Here is a 14,866-nt window from a genome sequence, read left to right as displayed (position 1 = left end):
TAGGATGACCGATATTTCCTCGACAAAAACGACTACGGGGGCTCTTGGGTTGACGGCCTGTATCGCGCTGGTCGTGGGGAACATGATCGGCTCCGGCGTTTTCCTGCTTCCTGCTTCCCTCGCCCCATTTGGACCGATTGCAATCGGTGGATGGATACTCACATCTGCGGGCGCGCTGGTATTGGCGATCATCTTTGGAAGGCTGTCTCGGGTCGTATCCAAGCCGGGTGGTCCTTACGCGTATTCCCAAGAAGCGTTCGGAGATTTCGCGGGGTTCATCATTGCGTGGGGATATTGGATCGCCCTGTGGACAGGGAACGCTGCGGTGGCCGTCGCGCTTGTGGGGTATCTGGGCTTTCTGTTTCCGGTGATTGTCGATGTTCCCATGTATGGACTGGCAACGGCTTTGGTCGCGATTTGGTCGTTGACGCTGATCAATATACGCGGCGTTGAAGGGGCTGGAGTGGTCCAGATTGTTACCACTGTCCTCAAGCTGGCCCCGCTTATCCTGATCGGTACACTCGGCATATTCTGGATCGAACATGAGAACTACATCCCCGTAAATCGCAGCGGTACGACTGCGATTTCGGCGATTTCGGCGGCGGCTGCGTTGACGCTTTGGGCATATCTCGGGCTGGAATCCGCGACGGTGCCCTCCGGCGATGTAGTCGAGCCCGAAAAGACAATCCCGCGCGCCACGGTGATCGGGGTTATTATCGCAGCCTGCGTCTATATCTCGGTAACGGCCGTTTCGATGGGGGTTATTCCGCCGGAAACTCTGGCGGTGTCCGCCGCTCCGCTGGCCGCAGTCGGAGAGGTCATGTTCGGCACCTACGGCGGTATTCTCGTGGCGTGCGGAGCTGTCATTTCTACTTTTGGCACCCTCAACGGCTTTACGCTGCTTAGCGGGCAGGTTCCTTATGGGGCGGCTCTGGATCGGGTTTTTCCCGCTGCACTGGGACAGAAATCCAAATTCGGCACGCCAGCAAATGCGTTGATCCTGTCCAATGTGCTGGCCTCTGTTCTGATCATTCTGAATTTCGCCCAAGGTTTGGTTGCGGCATTCAATTTCGTCATTTTGCTGGCCGTGGTCGCCAGTCTGCTTCCATATGCGATCTGTTCGGTCGCCGAGATCATGATCCGGCTCAAGGGCGGCGAGGTTCTGCACGGCCCCGAACTTGCCAAAGTTGTCGTCCTGGGGGCTTTGGGCTTTGTCTATTCCGTTTGGGCTTTCATCGGGTCCGGTGCCGAGACCGTTCTTATCGGTTCGGTCTTGCTGCTGGCCGGAGTGCCAATTCACGTCTGGGTGCGCTGGAGCCAGGCCAAAGACATTGAAGTTAATCAGAAAACCGCTGCCTCGAAAGGAGAGTTGCCATGAAGCTTGGTGTCCATTCCGAGATCGGAAAGCTCAATAAGGTGATCGTGTCGCGCCCATCCCTTGCGCATGACCGCCTGACACCCGGAAACTGCGAAGAGCTTCTGTTCGATGATGTGATCTGGGTGGAACAGGCGCGAAAAGACCACGCCGAGTTCTGTTCGCTCATGCGCGAACGCGGGGTCGAGGTGTATGACATTCAGGATCTATTGGCCCAGGCGATTGACGCGGACCCGGCGGCGCGCGCCTTCATGCTGGACCGCCTGATTACGCCCAACATGGTTGGTCTTGGGTTCTCGGTCGAGATGCGAGCCTGGTTGGACGAAATGGACGCCAAAACGCTGGCTCGTCACATGCTGGGTGGAATAATCTTTGCCGACCTGCCCAAAGGCATGATTGATGAGCAGTTCGGTGATCTTGTTTCGCTGGGTGATTTCATCCTACCCGCCATTCCGAATGCGCAGTTTCAACGGGACCCATCCTGCTGGATTTTCAACGGCGTCACCACGAACCCGATGTTCTGGCCCGCCCGCAAGCCCGAAACTCTGATCATGCGAACCGTCTATCGGTATCACCAGATGTTTAAGGATGCCGAGTTCGAGTTCTGGTGGGGCGACAGCGACGATGACTTTGGTCTAGCGTCGGTCGAAGGCGGCGATGTGCAACCTGTTGGCAAGGGTACTGTTTTCATCGGAATGGGTGAACGCACGACGCGGCAGGCGGTCGCGCAGGTTTCCGAGGCGTTGTTCAGAAAAGGCGGTGCTGAACGTGTTGTCGCCTGCGCAATGCCGAAAAGTCGCGCGGCCATGCATCTGGATACGGTCTTTACCTGCCTCGACTACGACAAGGTGACGGCGTTCTCGGAAGTTGCGGACCAGATCACCTGCATTTCGATCCGCCCCGGCGACCGAGGAGACTTAGACATCCATGTCGAAAAAGGTCACCTGTTTGATGTCTACAAAGAGGCATTGGGTTTGAACTCGCTTGAGGTCATTTCGACCGGAGGAAACGAATTCCAGGCCGAGCGCGAGCAATGGGACGATGGGAACAACGTCGTTGCCCTCTCGCCCGGAGTTGTCGTCGGCTATGCGCGCAACACATTTACAAATGGAAAGATGCGCGCAGCAGGCGTCGAAGTCATCGAGATATCCGGACAAGAGCTTGGCCGGGGTCGGGGCGGTGGTCACTGCATGACATGTCCGATTGACCGCGACCCAGCTTATTAAACTCGTAAAGAGCGCACCGGATTGCGCAAACTCATTTTTTAGGGAGAGACACAATGGCATTTAATCTAAAGGGTCGCAGCTACCTCAAGATCGCAGATTTCAGCCAGCGCGAAATGCTTTACCTGCTGGACCTGGCCCGTGACCTGAAGCGAGCAAAATACGCTCGGGCCGAACAGCCGTCGCTGACCGGCAAGAACATTTGTCTGATTTTCGAGAAAACCTCGACCCGCACACGGTGCGCCTTTGAAGTCGCCGCCTATGATCAAGGGGCCAACATCACCTATCTTGATCCGTCGGGGTCGCAGATTGGCCACAAGGAATCCATGAAGGATACAGCCCGAGTTCTGGGGCGTATGTTTGATGGGATCGAGTTCCGCGGTGCCGGTCAGGACATGGTTGAGGAACTGTCAGAGTATTCCGGCGTCCCGGTCTACAACGGCCTGACGGATGATTGGCACCCCACGCAAATGTTGGCGGACATGCTGACGATGATCGAGCACGCAGACAAACCGCGCAAGGACATCGTCTATGCCTATTCCGGTGACTGTCGATCGAACATGGGGAATTCGCTGCTGATGCTGGGTGCATTGATGGGGTGCGATGTGCGTATGATTTCACCCAAGGAAACGCAGCCCCATGACGATGTGCGCGAGTTGGCCATGGCGCGGGCCGAAAAGTCGGGCGCGCGTGTCACCATCACCGATGACACCTCGGCTGTGGAAGGGGTCGATTTCATTCACACCGACGTCTGGGTGTCGATGGGAGAGCCTAAGGAAGTTTGGGCCGAGCGGATCAAGTTGTTGTCTCCGTATCAGGTGAACATGGACCTGATGAAAAAGTCCGGTAATCCAAACGTAAAGTTCATGCATTGCCTGCCCGCATTCCACAATCTGGAAACCAAGGTCGGCAAAGACATCCACGAACAGTTCGGCATTTCCGAAATGGAAGTCACTGAAGATGTGTTCGAGAGCGATATGAACATCGCGTTTGAACAAGCCGAAAACCGGATGCACACCATCAAGGCGATCCTCGTCGCCACACTGGGAGCCTGAGCAATGGGACGCGTTGTTGTAGCACTGGGCGGCAACGCGCTTCTCAAACGGGGTGAGGCGATGACGGCCGACAATCAGCGCAGGAACGCAAAGATTGCCGCAAATGCCCTTGCCCCGCTGTGCGAAGCGCATGAGACCGTGATCACCCACGGCAATGGTCCTCAGGTCGGGATGCTGGCCTTGCAGGAAATCATGTACACCGATGTCGAGGAATACCCATTGGACGTTTTGGTCGGCGAGACGATGGGCATGATCGGCTATATGATCGAGCAAGAGCTTGGAAATATACTGCCCTTTGAACACCACATCGCCACCTTGCTGACGATGATCGAGGTCGACCCGGACGATCCCGCCTTTCGCGACCCAACCAAATTCATCGGTCAGGTCTATTCAGAAGCAGAGGCGAAAAAGGAAGCGGCCGAGAAAGGCTGGACCGTAAAGCCGGACGGGGATTATTGGCGCCGTGTCGTCCCGTCACCCCGACCCAAACGCATTTTCCAGGTCGAGCCCATACGTTGGATCCTTGAAAGGGGCGCAACTGTCATTGCGGCTGGCGGCGGCGGGATTCCCACGATGTATGAAAAAGGGGCCGACCGGAAACTGGTGGGCGTTGAAGCCGTTATCGACAAGGATTTTGCCTCGTGCCTGTTGGCCCAGAACCTCGGTGCGGATTTCTTTGTGATCGCGACCGATGCCGATGCGGTTTTCCTCGATTGGGGAACAGCCGATCAAAAGGGAATACGGTCGATTACCCCGGACGCTTTGGACGAATATGAGTTTCCTGCCGGGTCGATGGGCCCGAAAGTGCAAGCGGCGCAAGACTTTGCCAGAACAACCGGTGGCCGCGCGATCATTTGTGCCCTTGCCGATGTCCCGGCAGCCGTTCGCGGCGAAAAAGGAACTACGGTGTCCATTGATGTCGGCGCAACTGTGTTTCACTAGAGAGACTTACCTCGGTTGGGCCGTCTGTTAACGCTCGATCGACGGTCGTCCACGTTCAGGGCCAAATCGCGCTTGGCTTATCTCGGCCGGGTTTTGCGGGCATGTTGAATGGCCCGAAGGCCACAGAGGCTTGGGTCTTGGTCAGCTTCTGCGTGCCGCTAGGCAAAATTTGCGCCGATTGAGTTCTGATTTTCTCGCTAAAAGTTCTGGATGAGTGAACAGTGAGGCGGTTTTTCCCGTTACTGTCCCTCATTTTTCCCGCAATTTTTAGAAAAAAGCCGCAAAACAGCGCCGTTAATATTCAGTTCAAATGGCCGGTGGTAATTTTTTCGACATGTTCAGTAACGAGTTCAATATGTTTAAATCAAGCACAAGGGAGCTGTTCCCGCTCGCCCGGAAGATCGCTGTTTCGATCCGCCTCGGAAACGGCTCCCTAGTACCTTTCAAAGTGGTAATGGAGGTCGCGGCTCCGATTTCGGTCTTCGCGATTTTGTTGTTGTATTGCCTCCAGAAAGCGTCTGTAGACAGTTATGTGTCCTTCCTGATGTGATCCAGATGAGTAATCTTGGCACTGCCAAGTCTAAGATTGTTTAAAGATTGCCGCCTTGTGTGCTCTGGTTCACAGACCTTTCCATTGGCCTAGGTTAACGTAGCGTCAATGTTAGGAGGCCACCATGTCCCGTTCGACTTCAATCGCAACACACGTTGACCCCTCGTATCCTTCTGCAATCGTGCAACCTTTGGTCCGGTTATTGCGTCGCTGTTCCCAGATGCAGCGGCAGGTGAACCGCTACCATTGAGGCATACCCAAGCCGAGCGCCTTGATCAGTGATTACGTCACGTCCAATTTTGTGAGACTTAGCGATGAGTGATCTTCAATCGTCGTTGAGTTCGTAGGCTGCCCTATCTTTAGAAAATTTCCCTCCAAGTGTCTTAGGCGCTGGGACATGAACGCGTGTTTGTTTCAGGTTCCTTGGTTAGACCGATGCGGTCGTTGCCCCTTCCGGGTGGCGCTTTGGTTCGTCGGGCGGCCCAGCTTTGATTTAACAAGATCCTAAAAATCTAAGTGTGATCTTGTTCCGAGACGCGGTTTCCTCAGGTGCAGGACTTGGGTGGTGGCACCGTTCCAGACCAGCGGATTTCCCCTTCAAGTGTGGACCGTATTTGCCACAGATTTCCATATTTTTATTATTTCACGCGTCCGCATTGACCACGCCATGCTATTCAAAACTCCAGTTTTCAGAACCCGAAAGAGGTTTACGGAAATGCGCATAGTTAAATTGTTATTTGTAACCCTTGTTCTGTGTGCCGGTGCAATTAAACCAAATTCTCTGCGCGCCCAGATTTGGGATATTGAGGCCCGACATTCGGTTCAAGGTGTCACGGTATATGACGGTGACGAGCTTTTAACTTTTGCAGGGCAACTGGCGTATAATCGTTCTGGGCGTATCACGGCGGGTGACGTTGCCGAAATCATAACCCAGATATATCGCGAAGATGGTTATTTCCTTGCCGAGGCATGGCCCGCACCCGACGGGCGAAATATCATAGTTGATGAAGGAAATATTGAGACCATCAACATCGAGGGCGTAGACGGCAGGACTTTCAAAACACTCGAGAGGATTTTTGCCCCGCTGACGACCGAAGCACCTTTGACGCTGAAGCGCTTTGAGCGCGCAGTAATGCTCGCCGAAGATATCCCCGACCTTGAAGTATCGACCGAGATTGATTTTCCGAATGGTCCCGGTGGAAGGCTTCGTGTCTTGGGAGACCCACTTCGCAAGCAGGCAGGCAGCGCAACACTTGATAACCCTCCTCGTGAACTTGGCGAAGCGTTGAGCTTTTATGTCGTGCAGGAGTTCTATTCCACGCTGGCCGTAGGCGACCTGCTGAGGTTTGAAGGATCGGGTGCCTATAACTGGGATGTAGAAGACGAGCGTTCGCTCTGGGGGGCTTTGACGTACCGAACACCGCTGAATAGTGAAGGTTTATATGGCGAGATATACTACGGGAACATAAATGCTCGCCGGGACCTTTCCGGCGACTTTGCGCGCACCGATATCGACGGCGAAAACCTGACTGTCGCGTTGGGTTACCCCGTGATCCGCGATGTCGCAAGATACGGCTATGTTCTGCTGGATTATCGATTGTCCAAGGCGGATTCAGTCAGTGGCGGCGAGCCGCTATCTAGCGACGCAAGCGTACTTGGACTGACCTACCTTTTCGGCAAGAATTACACGGATGGTCGCGCACTTGAGGCAGGGTTAACCCTGTCATTTGGGAACAACGAAAACGAAACAGCCGACGCAAATTTTGACGACGGTGACCCTTCGTTCTGGCATCTACGTGGAGGGGTCGGGTACGAAAGCCCACTGACGGGATTGTCGCCCAATACCGCATGGCGCACGGAAATCTGGGGTCAATACACGCCAGATCGCTTGCCATCGGTTGAAGAGTTTTTTCTTGGGGATCGATATGCCCTTCGCGGGTATCGGTTCGATGAGGTCGACGGGGATTCCGGGATATCCGCCCTTTTTGAGGTGTCGCATTCCTATTTCCCCAACTCGCAAAGCGTTAATCGCCTGACGCCTTTTGCATTTTTCGATGTGGGGTATGTCTCGAACAACGACCCTGCCAGTTTCGAGGTCAAGGACGCGACACTGGCTTCTGCCGGCATCGGTTTGGATGTAGACTTCAAGCGGAATTTCTTCCTTTCCGGATATGTTGGCGTTCCTTTGCGGGACGGACCTTTGACAGATTCTGGCGATCCGGGCGGGTATCTGGCCTTAACAACAAGTTGGTGAGGACGTTATGAAACTGAACACCACATTGATCTTTTTTGCGGCTTTACTGGTCGTTGAAACAGCGGCAGCGCCAACACTTGCAAGAGGAAACCACTACGGTTGGTGTCGAGGTGTCGGAAACCCGCATCAATCCAGTCAAGGATGCGGACAAGCCGGAGGTCAAAGGCCCAGCAACCAAGTTTCGGGTCCGACCCAACCAACCGCAAACCAGTTACCACCCAAAGGGACACAGCAAACGCCGTCTTCGGTTGTAGTTCCTGTTCTGGCTCCTAACGCCATTCCCAACCCCATACCGGGACAAGTTCCCGTAGCAACACCGATCGCCGTTCCCGGACAGGTTCCATCCCCGATCGTTGCTCCAAACGCAATTCCGCCTTTGGTTCCCACACCTACACCGAACCAGGTTCCCATCGCGGTGCCCCCTCAAGTTCCACCGCAAGTCGCCGTTCCGTCTCAGGTGCCGACCGCGACGCCGAACCAGATTCCTGTTGCCGTCCCGGGGCAAGTCCCGCAACCCATTGCGATACCTCCACAGGTGCCGACTGCAACGCCAAACCAGGTTCCGATTGCAGTGCCCGGCCAGGTGCCGCCATTGGCTGCTCGTCCAATTGCCACGCATGTCGCTGTTCCCGGTCACCCCAAACCTCATGGTGTCGTGACAATCACGCGCCCAAAGCCCCGACCGTCAAAGAGAGCGGTGGCACAACCCGGAAAAACCCAGGTGACCCATCACCAGACCCACCAGACGGCCTCAAAGAAGTTTGACCATATTGCTACGACAACGGGGCGCCACGACTCGCACGATCTACCGCGCTTTCGGAAGGCCGAGACCGGAGAGCATTGGGATTGCGTCGCAAGCGGCTTTGGCCAGCGACGGTATGACGCCGGACGGGGAGTGTTACTCAGCAGTGGGGCGCTACGACACCTCGGCAATGTAGATGCCATGGCACGGGATGTTCCTGCGCGACATCCGAAACATTCAGGGTGCATCATTTCCGTAAAGCGAAAGAGGTAGGTCCTCTATCTTCAAACCGGGTTACTGCGACTTTCCACGGATCAGTCAATGCCGATGCCGATGTCAAACGTCACCGGTTGGGCGCCCGCGTTGACAACCTCGACAACGTGGTCGCCAGACTGCCAAAGCTGGCCTCGGTACGGAGTGTCCGAAGAAATCAAGTCCAACAGAAATGAGCCGTCTGGATTGACTATTTTGTAGTCCAAAGCTCCGCCCCGTGATCCGACATCGACATTCAGAAACTGGCCGTCACTTGCGCCTAGGATATATCGCACCGACGTGCCGGGCTTGAGGGTTGCGCTCATGGCTGTGCCGCTTGTTCCCGCATCGAATTTTACGACTTGATCCCCTGAAACTATGGGCGCAGAAGCGCCGTCCATTGCGCCGCCTCCGTCATCAGCCGCGTCCGCGTTTTCCCCGACGGCCCGCAATTCAGCGACTTCGGGACCGGACCAAACGATACATTCGTACTCGATCCCGTTTCCGTCGCGAAGTCGGACCATAGTCGCGGCTTCGCTGAATTCTTGCCCCAGGACTTCGCCGCCAATGTTCCCAAAGCGCGAGACCAATTCATCAATACAAGCGTTCGCCTCGTCGGATATGTCTGAAAGTGCGGGCATGGGTAGAATGGCAAGTGCCCAAAAGTATCTCTTAAGCATCACGTTGTCCTTTCGATTGATAGGGTCGCTCTATGGGCATGAACTTGGGACCCGACGCCGGGACTTATTAAACGGTTGCAGCTATTCAGCGCCTAAAGCGCCCCCTCATTGCTGAGAGATTCTATGCCCGCCGTTGTGCCATCGCTGTAAGCTATGCAGTTCCAGGGCGCCTGATCCGGACCTACGCCGACTTGCACTTGTGTTCCGGCCTCGCTGAAGGCAGAGGCAAGGACGACAACCTGTGTATTGTTCGTGGCAGCGGCCACATCGCGCAAGCAGGCTTGTTGCGCAGGCGTTGTTTCGGCATAGCCACTTGTGCTGCTGGCATCATCGCAAGCGGTAAGTGCAAGAGTAGCCGCGCCAACCAATGAAAATACGCTGAATCTGGTCATTGAAAATTTCCCTTCGCAACTTTGAAAAGTTCAGGTCGTGGGTGGGAATAGTGGAGGATACTTATTCGCATCTGTCAATGAATCGGTGCCGATATAGATTTTGAACCAGCCGGCATCTGCTTCGGTATTTATCCATTGATTTTCTACAGTCTCGTCATCAGCTTGGTGAGCTGTTAAAACAGGCTTCGTGGCTAGCTTGTTGTTAGCGAATAGATTTCGACCAACTCCTCTCTGCCGCGAAGTTTGTGTGCGCCGATACGCTCAAATTCTATTGGCTGGACCAACGCGCTGCGAACAGAGCTGGAGACAAGGATATTCACCTCACCCTGAGTGTTGCCCAATACTCTACCAGCTTCTTCCAGCCGTTGCGCGACATTCACTGCGTCTCCGACCACGGTATAGCTGAGCCGCCCTTCGCTGCCGATATTTCCAACGACCACTCGGCCTATGTGGATGCCGATACGCAGCCTGACTGAATAGGCCAGGCCCGCTTCTACCCGCTCATGTCGGTTATACTCCGAAATCCACTTTCCGATCTCGATTGCGGCGTTACACGCGAGGTCAGCGGCATCGTCCTGATGTTCCAGAGCCCCCCATATGGCCATAACCGAGTCGCCGATGAATTTGTCGATTGTGCCGCCGCTTTTTTGGATGCAATCAGCCAGCCCCGCAAAATGGTCGTTGAGAAACAACGCCGTTTGCGGGGCGGTAAGGTGTTCCGACAGCGTCGTGAACTCGACGATATCCGTAAACATTATGACGACATCTCTGTGGGACGAGTCGATCCGTTTTCCTGCATTGCGGCGCATCAATTGGCGGACCAATCGTTTCGGGACGTAGAGTTCAAACCATCTCAGACCTTCCAGCATGAAATTGTATGAACGCGCCGCCTCGTCCAGTTCCCGGAAAAAGGAGCCTTCGATTTCAGCGATGTTCGAGATATCCAGATCGTGAACGCGTTTCGCACTTTCGGACAGGCGCCGCACCGGTTTGGCGATCTTCTGACCGATCAAGGCCGCCACCCCAGCCGAAACGACCGCCATGATTAGGCAGAATATTATCGCCCACCTCAGTCGAGCCGCTTCTGCAATAATGTCGTGGGCTTCAAAGTAAGTAGCAACCGTGAGAGGTTGAACGCCATAGGCAGACAACTCCTCAAAGAATACAACATACTCCCAGTCGGCATATGCAACGAAGCGGGTGTTTTCACCGGTTAGAAAGTACTTTGCGACGCTGAATTGGTCATTTGGCAGCCACATTGCCGAAACAATAGGGTCAGAGAAACGGTCCTGCTGCGGAAGCGGTGCCGCGCGGTTCAGGCCAGCGTAACCAAACGCCATGAGCGGGTGGGCCAGCACCGCATTTCTTCCGTGCAACATGAAGACATTTGCGCCGAACTCCATTTCCTGATCAGCCAGGAATTCAGACAGTTTTACCACCGAAATCCAAGCTGACAGAACGCCGGTTATCCGACCTTTCTGTATGACCGGCCTTTGGTATGTCAGCACAGACTGGCCGTATTCTTCACGCCAGAGAATATTGCCCCAATGGGCTTTTCCAGTTTCAATTGTCTCGTCGATAAGCTGGCGTAAATCGACGTCGTCGCCGAGCTTCATGAAAATGGGAAGCGTCTCGTCTTCGTCACGCTCAACGCCCGTCAAGATTTGCTCTGTGTCGATAAACTGTATCCGTAGGATCTGGGGGGTCGCTGAAACGGCACCAAGCAGCAGGCTAACAAATTCTTCAGAACCGTCCGGCTCCACTTCTCCGGATGAAATCCTGCTGGCGATGAAATCGATCTGGTCTGAAGCTGCAGTCAGATAACGCTCAACCTGTTGGCGTTGTGCGCCAATTATGAGTTGCGCTTTCTGCGTCAGTAGTTCCGAGGTATTTCGGTAGCCGACGACCAGCCCTACGCCCAAGACACCTGCGACCGAGGTCAGAACAAAAAAACCCAGCCCAAGCGCCAAGGCGACCGACATGGAGGCATGCCACTTGCCGCCATTCCGTTGGGCAGTTTTTGGTTTTTCGCCCCCCATGACACGCCCCGTGAACGAGACCATAGATCAGTGTAATTCGTCAGATTATATACAGTTTACAGAGTTTTTTAAAGTTTGGCTTGGACGAGAGGCGCGCGATACCCGCCTTTAGCGCGTTTTGAGCCTCAACACCATTCACCCGCAATAACCTTGAAATCGCCGGTTCATTATTTTGGTTTCACTGACCCAAATACCTGTTGTCATTCCATGTTCTGAAGGACTGGCCGGGGTGGCGCGGACGTTCAGGCAAACTGCCGCGAACGACCGTTCTGCGCCCTAACTTACCAAGTTGTTGCATCGTAGCGAACGTAGGAAATGGAGCGCCCCCCGCCACTAGGATAGCGGAGGGCTGTGCTGTCTAGAGGGCTTTTCGGAAGATCACTTTGTCATCACCTTCAGCCCAGAAGTCGCGGATACGTGCTTCTTCTTCATAGCCATTCTGAGCGTAGAACTTGCGTGTCAATGCGAAGTCATCTGTACCAGACGTATCTACGATCAAGATGCGTTGGCCCTTGTCTATTAGGCGCTGCTCGGCTGCGCGTACCAACGCCGCCCCCAACCCTTTGCCTTGCAAATCTGGGCGCACCGCTAGGGCGAGCATGTTCCATGTGCCATCGGCCAGGTCTTCTGGAGCCGTGTAGCACAGGCCCACAGCTTCTCCGTTTCTGTGGCAAGTCAGCCAGAAGGCTTCTGTTTCTCCCGCCAAGTAAGGGGTCAGCATATCCGCAAGCATCTCGCTTGGAAAAAGCTCTGTCCCATCCAGCACGGCCCGAAGCCCCGCAATGTCATCGGTCGAAGTTGCTTTGATGATTGGGTTTGTCATTTTTTGTATGTCCCTATCGGTTGTCGTACTGAGGGTTCACAGAGCGAATGCCGAGCCTAGTGGCGCGATAGGGTCGTCCGTTTTCAGATTTGATGAACCGCCGTTTCTTCAAACGGTTGAATAGCTTCAACGAGCAATCAGCCAAAACATGGCCGTCGCGTGTAAAGCAGGAATCTGCGCGCACTTTGCCGTTCGTCATGCGCTCAAAGTGGATGGCTCCACCTTGTGCCAGAACGTGCAAAACACGCTGTTCGTGTTTTGAGATATTCAATGGATTGTCTCTTGGTCTTATTTCAGCCGAAAAGGCATCCGGCATCTCGCGCGGACGTCTTTTGGTTCAAGATGGTCCAATCGGGTGGACCTTAGCGGCGGGCCGCAATCGTAGACATAAAATCTCCATCGCTCTGCGTCGGTGCAGCGCGTGGCCGTGAACTAGTGCGATAAATACCATTTGGCAAGCGGACATCTGGAAAATCAATGCAAAAGGCAGCAAAGTCCGCAACTCGGATGTAAATCCTGTTTAAACCGATGTCCGGTTCCAGTCGCTTTCTGGGCATTCGACAATGGTGCTCAGACGGCCACGTCGACCCGGCGCGCTTCTGGGTTTGAAATCGGAATTCTGCTAAGTCCCAATAAGCAGCGCAACGAAGGAGCACATCATGGAGATTCACCGCGCCGGGGACCGGCCCTCTCAATTTCCCGGCAATGAGTATTTCACCGGCACGGTCCGCTTTGATCCCGTTGTAACGGAAAACGATCCCTCGCCGGTCAAGATCCTTACGGTGACCTTTGAGCCCGGCGCACGGACAGCGTGGCACACGCACCCTGCCGGTCAAACGTTGCATGTTTTGTCAGGCTTAGGCCTGGCTGGTTCTGAGGGGCAGCCAGTACAGGTGTTGCGCCCTGGCGATACAGTATGGTTCGCGCCAGGAGAGCGGCATTGGCACGGCGCGTCACCGGACTGTGCGATGACCCATCTGGCTGTGCAGACCTCTGTCGAGGGCAAGACTGCGGAGTGGATGGAGCATGTCTCAGACGAGGATTACAGCGCAGCCCGCGCAGAATGACGCGTAGGCCCTACCGAGCAAGACGCAGTAGAGTAACCCCTTCAGGACCCTTCTACGCCCATTCAAAGGCGGGTAGCGGATTTTCCTATCGTGACAGGTGCGGCCATCGTTTCGTCCCTGATAGGCCCGCACAGCGCGTTTTCACTTTTCTGGATTTCAGACCCCTTAGCCGCCCATTTACCCAGCAAAATCCCAGCGCTGCAGAACGTCTCTTGCCCGTGCCATTTTCTGCGCATGGGCCACAACCTCATGTGCTCCGTCGCGCATCTCTTCATCTAGCAGGTAAGGCTCCTCGTACCCACATGCATTGCAGGCAGCTTTCTCACCCGTAATCACCGTATCCGGCGAGCCGCATTCCGGGCATCGTGCCTGGACGTCATCGTTGAACATATCGCGACCTCTCCTTCGTTTATCGATTGCCAGAACCGGGTCCGCCCGCCAGCATTGCTGATTGGCGCATCCGCTTGAACTCGTTTGGGGTGACGGTTCCGCCGCTGACATCGATACCTTTTGGAATCCGCGCTCTTTTATGTCCGATCGCGCGAACGCTGCCCCTTGTGATCTCCAGACAGGTCGACTCGTAGCATGTCAGCCCGCTTGAGTTGATTTGGATGACGGTCTGACCGTTCGCGTCAGTGACCAATGGAGCCTGGGTAGGAGGACTGCACGCTGAAACCAGCAACGCGAACCCAAAATAAATCCATCTGTTCATACGAAATTCCCCTTTTTCTCTAAAATAGGCTGGCAGCTGTTCAGTCAAATCTGTCGGGTGATAGTTTCGAGCGCATAGAAAACGCTTACGAAATATCATCGCATGACCGCATCAAACCAAAGCAGCTTTTGCCAATGCTTGTTGTGCTGCTCGGCACTGTCGTAGGTCGTTCGAAAAACTTCGACCGGTTCGCGGATACCCTTGAGCGTGACCTCTCCTGCAGAAACCGACGGGAATTCGTCTTCCACGGCGATCGCCGCGCGGGCGCTGAGCAGTATCTCGCCGTCCTCGGCCTTTTCGCAGAGACGTGCCGCCAAGTTGATCGCAGTGCCCGAGGCGGTGTAGTCTGATCGATCTTCGTAGCCGACCATTCCTACGGTTGCATATCCGAGCGACACGCCCACACCGAACCCAAGTCTATGACCAAACCCCCGACGAGAACGCCGAGGGCAGACAGGTACTTCATGGATCAAACGCCTGCAGTTGCTTCATTATTTAGATGCAGGGGTTCTCTCGGTTTCTGGGGGCGGACTTTCAGATTAGTTGCGGGAATGACCGGGTTGCAGACAAAGCCGCCCACAAGGCCAATTAAAAAATGTCCAGACAATGGTGGTCGACCAGTTTCATGCCTAAAGGAAAAACAACCGTGCGCCCTAATCAGAACCGAACGCTTAAGTTTGCACCGAGGCCATGTTCTTGGCCGTTGGAGCGAACTGAATAGCCATATCCTGCCGTTAGTCTGGCCAGATCAGAGATCTGA

General features: G+C 54.8%; 14 protein-coding genes. 6 read left to right on the top strand and 8 right to left on the bottom strand.

Annotated elements, in window-relative coordinates; genetic code table 11:
* Window positions 1-4 precede the first annotated feature (4 nt).
* The 5 genes from ACR0LH_RS12405 to ACR0LH_RS12385 all read left to right on the top strand — a co-directional run bounded on the left by ACR0LH_RS12405 (window position 5) and on the right by ACR0LH_RS12385 (window position 7,399).
* The gene (locus ACR0LH_RS12405; RefSeq protein WP_480721187.1) at window positions 5-1,378 is read left to right on the top strand and encodes an amino acid permease; all 1,374 of its coding nucleotides are present in this window, start codon (window positions 5-7) and stop codon (window positions 1,376-1,378) included.
* Window positions 1,375-2,601 carry an arginine deiminase gene (locus tag ACR0LH_RS12400; RefSeq protein ID WP_480721186.1) on the top strand — a complete coding sequence of 409 codons (1,227 nt, stop codon included), beginning with the start codon at window positions 1,375-1,377 and terminating at the stop codon, window positions 2,599-2,601. Before ACR0LH_RS12405 ends, ACR0LH_RS12400 begins: the two co-directional genes overlap by 4 nt.
* Window positions 2,602-2,654: 53 nt before the next feature.
* The gene (locus tag ACR0LH_RS12395; protein ID WP_170385803.1) at window positions 2,655-3,653 is read left to right on the top strand and encodes an ornithine carbamoyltransferase; all 999 of its coding nucleotides are present in this window, start codon (window positions 2,655-2,657) and stop codon (window positions 3,651-3,653) included.
* A 3-nt stretch (window positions 3,654-3,656) separates the two neighbouring features.
* Window positions 3,657-4,595, top strand: coding sequence for a carbamate kinase (gene arcC / locus ACR0LH_RS12390; RefSeq protein WP_480721185.1), 939 nt, complete (start codon window positions 3,657-3,659; stop codon window positions 4,593-4,595).
* Window positions 4,596-5,860: 1,265 nt separating this feature from the next.
* Window positions 5,861-7,399, top strand: a complete 1,539-nt coding sequence (locus ACR0LH_RS12385; RefSeq protein ID WP_480721184.1) for a ShlB/FhaC/HecB family hemolysin secretion/activation protein — start codon at window positions 5,861-5,863, stop codon at window positions 7,397-7,399.
* A gap of 159 nt (window positions 7,400-7,558) precedes the next feature.
* On the opposite strand, the gene ACR0LH_RS12380 is transcribed toward ACR0LH_RS12385, so the two are convergent.
* The 6 genes from ACR0LH_RS12380 to ACR0LH_RS12355 all read right to left on the bottom strand — a co-directional run bounded on the left by ACR0LH_RS12380 (window position 7,559) and on the right by ACR0LH_RS12355 (window position 12,598).
* The gene (locus ACR0LH_RS12380) at window positions 7,559-7,810 is read right to left on the bottom strand and encodes a hypothetical protein (RefSeq protein WP_170554994.1); all 252 of its coding nucleotides are present in this window, start codon (window positions 7,808-7,810) and stop codon (window positions 7,559-7,561) included.
* Window positions 7,811-8,455: 645 nt separating this feature from the next.
* The gene (locus ACR0LH_RS12375; protein ID WP_480721183.1) at window positions 8,456-9,073 is read right to left on the bottom strand and encodes a hypothetical protein; all 618 of its coding nucleotides are present in this window, start codon (window positions 9,071-9,073) and stop codon (window positions 8,456-8,458) included.
* A gap of 92 nt (window positions 9,074-9,165) precedes the next feature.
* Window positions 9,166-9,465 carry a hypothetical protein gene (locus tag ACR0LH_RS12370; protein WP_480721182.1) on the bottom strand — a complete coding sequence of 100 codons (300 nt, stop codon included), beginning with the start codon at window positions 9,463-9,465 and terminating at the stop codon, window positions 9,166-9,168.
* Window positions 9,466-9,656: 191 nt separating this feature from the next.
* The gene (locus ACR0LH_RS12365) at window positions 9,657-11,504 is read right to left on the bottom strand and encodes an adenylate/guanylate cyclase domain-containing protein (protein ID WP_480721180.1); all 1,848 of its coding nucleotides are present in this window, start codon (window positions 11,502-11,504) and stop codon (window positions 9,657-9,659) included.
* 358 nt (window positions 11,505-11,862) lie between these two features.
* Window positions 11,863-12,327, bottom strand: a complete 465-nt coding sequence (locus ACR0LH_RS12360; protein ID WP_480721179.1) for a GNAT family N-acetyltransferase — start codon at window positions 12,325-12,327, stop codon at window positions 11,863-11,865.
* Window positions 12,328-12,340: 13 nt separating this feature from the next.
* Window positions 12,341-12,598: a YjhX family toxin gene (locus ACR0LH_RS12355; RefSeq protein WP_480721178.1), complete on the bottom strand. Its 258-nt coding sequence runs from the start codon at window positions 12,596-12,598 to the stop codon at window positions 12,341-12,343.
* Between the two features lie 388 nt (window positions 12,599-12,986).
* Between ACR0LH_RS12355 and ACR0LH_RS12350 the strand changes: the two genes are divergently transcribed.
* On the top strand, window positions 12,987-13,394 hold the full coding sequence (locus ACR0LH_RS12350; RefSeq protein ID WP_480721176.1) for a (R)-mandelonitrile lyase: 408 nt from the start codon (window positions 12,987-12,989) through the stop codon (window positions 13,392-13,394).
* A 177-nt stretch (window positions 13,395-13,571) separates the two neighbouring features.
* On the opposite strand, the gene ACR0LH_RS12345 is transcribed toward ACR0LH_RS12350, so the two are convergent.
* Together ACR0LH_RS12345 and ACR0LH_RS12340 are read right to left on the bottom strand one after the other, a co-directional pair.
* The gene (locus ACR0LH_RS12345) at window positions 13,572-13,784 is read right to left on the bottom strand and encodes a eukaryotic translation initiation factor eIF-2-beta/eIF-5 family protein (RefSeq protein ID WP_170486273.1); all 213 of its coding nucleotides are present in this window, start codon (window positions 13,782-13,784) and stop codon (window positions 13,572-13,574) included.
* Between the two features lie 417 nt (window positions 13,785-14,201).
* A complete protein-coding gene (locus ACR0LH_RS12340) occupies window positions 14,202-14,510 on the bottom strand; it encodes an adenylate/guanylate cyclase domain-containing protein (RefSeq protein WP_480721175.1) in 309 nt (102 codons plus the stop codon).
* Between the last annotated feature and the right edge of the window lie 356 nt (window positions 14,511-14,866).

The sequence above is a fragment of the Ruegeria sp. CL6 genome (assembly GCF_056536465.1).
This window is presented reverse-complemented; position numbering and strand designations above follow the sequence as displayed.

Coding starts and splice junctions, on each gene's coding strand:
- ACR0LH_RS12405 (WP_480721187.1), top strand. CDS start 5: ATGACCGATATTTCCTCGACAAAAACGACTACGGGGGCTCTTGGGTTG.
- ACR0LH_RS12400 (WP_480721186.1), top strand. CDS start 1,375: ATGAAGCTTGGTGTCCATTCCGAGATCGGAAAGCTCAATAAGGTGATC.
- ACR0LH_RS12395 (WP_170385803.1), top strand. CDS start 2,655: ATGGCATTTAATCTAAAGGGTCGCAGCTACCTCAAGATCGCAGATTTC.
- arcC (WP_480721185.1), top strand. CDS start 3,657: ATGGGACGCGTTGTTGTAGCACTGGGCGGCAACGCGCTTCTCAAACGG.
- ACR0LH_RS12385 (WP_480721184.1), top strand. CDS start 5,861: ATGCGCATAGTTAAATTGTTATTTGTAACCCTTGTTCTGTGTGCCGGT.
- ACR0LH_RS12380 (WP_170554994.1), bottom strand. CDS start 7,810: ATGGGAACCTGGTTCGGTGTAGGTGTGGGAACCAAAGGCGGAATTGCG.
- ACR0LH_RS12375 (WP_480721183.1), bottom strand. CDS start 9,073: ATGCTTAAGAGATACTTTTGGGCACTTGCCATTCTACCCATGCCCGCA.
- ACR0LH_RS12370 (WP_480721182.1), bottom strand. CDS start 9,465: ATGACCAGATTCAGCGTATTTTCATTGGTTGGCGCGGCTACTCTTGCA.
- ACR0LH_RS12365 (WP_480721180.1), bottom strand. CDS start 11,504: ATGGGGGGCGAAAAACCAAAAACTGCCCAACGGAATGGCGGCAAGTGG.
- ACR0LH_RS12360 (WP_480721179.1), bottom strand. CDS start 12,327: ATGACAAACCCAATCATCAAAGCAACTTCGACCGATGACATTGCGGGG.
- ACR0LH_RS12350 (WP_480721176.1), top strand. CDS start 12,987: ATGGAGATTCACCGCGCCGGGGACCGGCCCTCTCAATTTCCCGGCAAT.
- ACR0LH_RS12345 (WP_170486273.1), bottom strand. CDS start 13,784: ATGTTCAACGATGACGTCCAGGCACGATGCCCGGAATGCGGCTCGCCG.